This window comes from Leuconostoc litchii, from assembly GCF_008107645.1.
Classification (GTDB): Bacteria; Bacillota; Bacilli; order Lactobacillales; family Lactobacillaceae; genus Leuconostoc; species Leuconostoc litchii.
In genome coordinates this window covers 1-3,614 of sequence record NZ_SDGY01000012.1, presented here as the reverse complement: position 1 = coordinate 3,614, position 3,614 = coordinate 1, and the positions used below count along the sequence as shown (strand labels likewise).

3 protein-coding genes are annotated in these 3,614 nt (G+C 29.1%); 2 read left to right on the top strand and 1 reads right to left on the bottom strand.

Translation table 11 applies throughout. The features are described 5' to 3' along the window. Positions 1 to 1,016: 1,016 nt before the first annotated feature. Positions 1,017 to 1,232, top strand: coding sequence for a DUF6290 family protein (locus ESZ47_RS09235; protein WP_148606697.1), 216 nt, complete (start codon positions 1,017 to 1,019; stop codon positions 1,230 to 1,232). Continuing rightward, complete coding sequence (locus ESZ47_RS09230) at positions 1,229 to 1,501, top strand: type II toxin-antitoxin system RelE family toxin (protein ID WP_148606696.1); 273 nt, start codon at positions 1,229 to 1,231, stop codon at positions 1,499 to 1,501. Before ESZ47_RS09235 ends, ESZ47_RS09230 begins: the two co-directional genes overlap by 4 nt. 322 nt (positions 1,502 to 1,823) lie before the next feature. On the opposite strand, the gene ESZ47_RS09225 is transcribed toward ESZ47_RS09230, so the two are convergent. Continuing rightward, positions 1,824 to 3,122, bottom strand: coding sequence for a pectate lyase family protein (locus ESZ47_RS09225; protein WP_148606695.1), 1,299 nt, complete (start codon positions 3,120 to 3,122; stop codon positions 1,824 to 1,826). Positions 3,123 to 3,614: the final 492 nt, after the last annotated feature.

The following is a 3,614-nucleotide window of genomic DNA, read 5'->3' as shown; positions in this document are numbered from 1 at the left end:
TAATATTGATCAAGCTGCTAAAATAACCGAACTACCTCATACTAATGTAGATAAGCAACTTTCACAAAGTAAAATTAATGCAATAATAATCGCATTAATCATTGGATTAATTTCACTGGTGAAAATCAAAAAAAATAAATATTAATCCTTCGTATATTATTAAAAAAACATAAGGTGCTTTTAGCATCTTATGTTTTTTTCATTTCATATCCTATATACTTTTAGTCCTATTTATAATTTGTTCATCATTGTAACTATCAATATATATCATTCTAATAAACTTATAGAATTATTCAATTTTGAATAATAATTAAAATACTGTGTGATTAAAATTTTTTGGTACGTACGTAAATAATAATTATTTCATGTAATAAAATTTTATTTTTACTTATACTGTCTTTATATTATTTATATACATGGTTCTTTATACTTTTTTGCTATTTATATAATAACCTTAAAAAACTAACCTTAGTACAGTTAGAAAATCAGAAACTAAATTCTAAAAATGATTAGTTGTAGATACTATTCTACAAGATTTTCAGGTGTTTTCAATAAGTTAAATACCAAATTCGATGCACTTTATGGAAAAGTTTAGGGAAAATAAAAATAAGTTTCAGGAACAATTACCAATGGTTCCTCTTTAGAAATGGAAGGTAACCCAATGCAAGTTATTCAAGATGTAAAAGAAAAATTAGTCGATTAAATAAAATTATATATTTTATTTAACCTTCAAAATAATGCAACCTATTTATAAAAGTTACTAATTCATTTGTAACAGTTTATTTATGCTGTTGTGATATTAGACGAATCTTTCTGATGGCGTTTGAAATGACAGCTAATGATATAAGCAAAAAATAATTGTCGATGAGCCATTGGTCGCCATGCAAATTGTTTATCATACTATATAAAGCAGGGGATACAATAAGAACAGAAAAATTTTACCGATAATTTTATTTGACTACAAATGTAGTATCATGATATACTACATTTGTAGTAATTATAAAAGGAGAATAATCATGAGCGTAACGACTGTAAGATTACAAGATGACACAATGGCTTGGGCTAAGGAGTATGCCGATTTTAAAGGCATGAGTGTTACCGGTTTAATAGCTGATCTGATTGAAGAGGCACGTCAAGATGATGAAGACTATGCTGACGCAATGAAAGTGATTAATTCTGAAAATCGTGAATATGTTTCAGCAGAAGAAATTAAGGCAAAACTAGGTCTATGAAGTATAGCTGGAAATTTGATAGTAAAGCAGCTAAACAATTTAGTAAGTTAGATAAACCAGTACAACGACGTATATATAATTGGTTAGAATTGAATATTAGTGGTATAGAAAATCCCAGAATGTTTGGTAAAGCCTTAGAAGGTGAGCTAAAGACATTATGGCGGTATCGAGTAGGCAAATACCGAATTATCGCTGATATTGTAGATACCGAATTTGTTGTCATTGTCTTAAAAACTAGTAAACGTGACGATGTTTACCGAAATAAATAATCTTAAGTAATTTTTGATGATAAAAAGGGATAAATTAATCTATTCCTTTTTTGTTTGTCAAAAAAATATGTAAGCGCAAGAAAATAAAGTACATATTAATAAGATTTTGTCAGAAAATGATTTATCTTAAGTTGTTTGGGTAGTTCTTTTTATTATAATAATGATGACTACGATAACCTTAATTGATATATGTTGCATCTATTTTCAACTTGTTTCATAGAAAAATCCATTCATTAGTGAATGGATTTTTGTTATTTTTTCAATATTAAATTTGAATTTATTGTTAAATAAATAGCTGATTAAATTAAATTTTTAAGTTTTATTATTTAAGTATTGGACCCGCATTATTGTTAACATCATTTTTAGATGTTGCTAGGTCTTGTAGTGAAGCTTTGTAATTCGGAGAAAATGTGACGGGGTTCAATTTGTTTAGTTTTGATATACCCTCCACTTGTTTTCCGTTTAGTAGATTACCATTGTCGGTAAAATTCGTCCCACCAAATACTTTTGCTATATCATTAATAGAGGCTGTACGAACATCGAAGGTATTATTTTGAGCATAAATTTGTGATTGTTTACCAATACCAAAAGCATACATAAATTTGTAAATAGATGAGTTACTAGAAGAATAATAATTATTGTAAATATGAACTTTCCCAAAACGAACACGTGGTTGCCGTTGAATGAGATTGTCAAAACGATTATGATGCATCGTTACTTGTAATTTACCCAAATCACTAGTTTTGGAGTCACTGTTACCTATGTTCATTGATTTGTCGTGATTTTGTAACTGGTTATAAGATAAAGTTACGTTATTAGCACCATTCACAATATCTACTAATCCATCATGGTGTTGGTACTCACGACCGTAATAAGAACCATTTTTATTATCAGTTTGGCTACCGTCAGAGAATTGGTTGTGATCTAACCAGACGTTTGAACCACCAGTAACTGTTAAGTTATCGTATTGAGAGTTCCAGTTACCACTATTTCCATCTGTCGGATCCCATTGTGGAAAGTAATCATAGGCATTTTCAAAATTAATATTTCGTACAATAACATTGCTACCGTTAATAATCATATTTCCGCCAGTAATTTTAGCATTATTTGTACCAATTATTGTCGTGTTGGAAGGAACTTTATATTGGATTTGTTTAGCTTGGTTTTTTTGTGCCTTGTCACGCGCTATTTCTTGAGTTCCAGCAGGAATCTTTTTACCGTATTTAGCTGGATTATAGGTATTTAAATATGTAGTAAAGTTATACCCCGTACCATTTGCATAATCTGTAGCAGTTAAAGTTTTCCCGTTAATTCCTATGTTCATATCTATTGTTCCAGAAATGTAAATAATCTTAGCTGTTTGATTATTCTGATCCCCTAATGCGTTCATTAAATCAGCACGATTAGATACAGTATAAATATGTGTGTTATCCGCTTTTGTTCCTCCACTAGTACCACTCGCAAATCCCTGTGACGAGTTTGCTACTTCACGCGCTGTCTTTTGCAAACTTGGTGAAATAGTTGCTGCATGGATAGTTCTTGAGATATTTATCACATTCAACCCCAAAATAATGGCTACAGTGTATCTAAAACGACTGTACTCTACATCTTTAAATTTCATAAAATCCCCCTAAAATAGCATTTTTTTTAACATCAGATAAAATTATATAATTAATTTTACATAAAGTAAAGTTATTCACAATGTGTAAGTATGATTTTATAAAAGAATGAACTAAGACTATGAATATAGAACAATTGTAAATAACATTTCATAAAGAGATGTTATTTATTTTATATCTTGGAAGCATAATTACTAAAAGAAGAACAATACTAAACTCACTCTATTTAAATTTTTAAACAGCATTAATCAATAACAAATTAATGAAGAAATTAAATTAACTATGGAGTTTATTTTGATGATTACCAGTTAAATATATGCGTCAAAATAATCTGGTGCAAAACAAACAGCGCAAAATACTTATAAGTATTTTGCGCTGTTTTAGTTTCTTGCTATAATAGGCTTTATACTATGCAATTTAATTATGCAATTTAATGAGGTGGAAAATGACAGTTTATGGCTATGCCCGAGTTTCAACAGCAGGACAATCGTTAA